The organism is Streptomyces sp. NRRL S-495 (assembly GCF_000966955.1).
GTDB classification, from domain to species: Bacteria; Actinomycetota; Actinomycetes; order Streptomycetales; family Streptomycetaceae; genus Kitasatospora; species Kitasatospora purpeofusca.
This window is the reverse complement of sequence record NZ_JZWY01001170.1, coordinates 1-1,844: the sequence shown is the minus strand read 5'-3', so window position 1 is coordinate 1,844 and position 1,844 is coordinate 1. Positions and strand designations below refer to the sequence as shown.

The window sequence follows — 1,844 nt, the reverse complement described above, 5'->3', positions numbered from 1 at the left end:
AAGAGACAGCCCCGGTACAGCGCGTACCCCGCCCCGACGACCAACCGGGGCCCCGTCCCCTCGCCGTTCTCCACCCGGCCGATCCTGCCAGAGCCGGTCCGGCCGCGACACCGTCTCACGGCCGGTGGGGGACGCCGACGCCCCGTGGCGAAGGGCTAGCTCCCCGTCCGGGCCGGGCCGGGTCGCGCCCCGTTCGCGCGGGCGGGCGGGCGTGCCGTCCGCCCGGCGTCGGTCGGCCTCGGCGGCCGGTCCCACCTCCGAATTCCCGTCGGAGAGTCATCGATCTCCACGTAGAGTGCGGTCGCGAGGGCCTTGGCAGTTGTCGTCACGAACGAACCCACGAGGGCCCTCGCTCCATGCGCCCGAAGACTTCGGACCTGCTCGTCCGGCGCCGTTCCACGGACGGCCCGGCGGTACCGGAAGGATCCCGTGAACGCGACCGAACTGACAGCGAAGGCACCCTCGATCGCCGCCGCCATGGCCACCGCCGACGTGTCCCCCGGAATCCAGCCGGCCCAGACCCGCTACCGGGCCTCACTCGTCTCCGGCTGGGACATCCCGGCCGGAGCGTCGGTCCTGGAGATCGGCTGCGGACAGGGCGACACCACGGCGGTCCTCGCCGAGGCCGTCGGACCGCGGGGCCGGGTGGTCGCCGTCGACATCGCCGATCCCTCGTACGGTGCCCCGGTCACCCTGGGGCAGTCGGCGGAACACCTCAAGGCGACGCCGCTGGGCGCCCGCATCGATTTCCGCTTCGGCCTGGACGTCCTCGACGAGGCGGTCGCCTTTCCCGACGGCGGGTTCGACCACGTGGTGCTGGCGCACTGCTCCTGGTACTTCGGCTCCCTGGACCAGCTCGCGGCCACCCTGGTCCGGGTCCGCCGCTGGGCGCGGAACCTGTGCTTCGCCGAGTGGGACCTCGAACCCCGCTCTGCCGAACAACTTCCCCACCTGCTCGCCGTCCTGGTCCAAGGCCAGATCGAGGCGGGCGGCTCGCGGGGCGAGGGCAACGTGCGCACGCCGTTCTCGCGCGAGAGCCTGCTGCGGACCCTCGCGGCGACAGGCTGGAACCCCGCCCCGGCGCGAGCCGTCGACACGACCGACCTCCAGGACGGCGACTGGGAGGTGGACGCCTGCACGGCACTGCTCGACGACGCGCAGCGGATGACCCGGCTTCCGCGGACCGTGAGGGAGCTGGTGCTGAGCCAGGGCGACGTGCTCCGGTCCCTGGCGAAGCACCACGGCAACACGCCGCTGCCGGCCTACTCGCTGACCGCCTGCTGACCGCTCGCCGACCGCCCGACCGCCCGGCCGAGCGGCCGAGCGGTCGCGGCAGCGGCGGGCCGCTGCCGCGGCGTCGGTGCAGAGCCCGGTGGTCAGGTCGGCGGTCAGGTCGTCCTCGTCGTATCCCGAGATCGGTCAGGACGGCTCGGACAACGGCCGGCGCGAGCCCGAGGACCTGCTCGTCCGGGGGCGCCCGCCCGGACCGCGCCCGCTCCGGCCGCCACCACCAGGACCACCGCCAGGCACTGGGCCGCCGACAGTTCCTGCCCCAGCACCAGGAATCCGGCCAGCGCCCCGACCGCCGGGGCCAGCCCGGTCAGGACGGCGAAGGCGGGCGCGGACAGGCGGCGCAGTGCCAGCAGCTCCAGCGAGTACGGCAGTCCCGAGGACAGCAGCGCCACCGCCAGCCCGAGCCCCAGCACCCCGGGTTCCAGCAGGGTGGCGCCGGCCGAGCCGATCCCCAGCGGCAGGCTCATCAGCGCGGCCACCGTCATCGCCATCGCGAGCCCGTCCAACCGGGGGAAGCGCCGCCCCGCCCGGGCGCCGAGCAGGATGTAGGC

At 74.7% G+C, this 1,844-nt stretch carries 2 protein-coding genes; one reads left to right on the top strand and one right to left on the bottom strand.

Features of this window, described 5'->3' with window-relative positions; genetic code table 11:
- Window positions 1-429 precede the first annotated feature (429 nt).
- On the top strand, window positions 430-1,284 hold the full coding sequence (locus VR45_RS40235) for a class I SAM-dependent methyltransferase (protein WP_045944933.1): 855 nt from the start codon (window positions 430-432) through the stop codon (window positions 1,282-1,284).
- Between the two features lie 104 nt (window positions 1,285-1,388).
- Here VR45_RS40235 and VR45_RS40230 read toward each other — a convergent pair.
- On the bottom strand, window positions 1,389-1,844 hold a 456-nt coding region (locus tag VR45_RS40230; RefSeq protein WP_045944932.1), incomplete at its 5' end, for an EamA family transporter.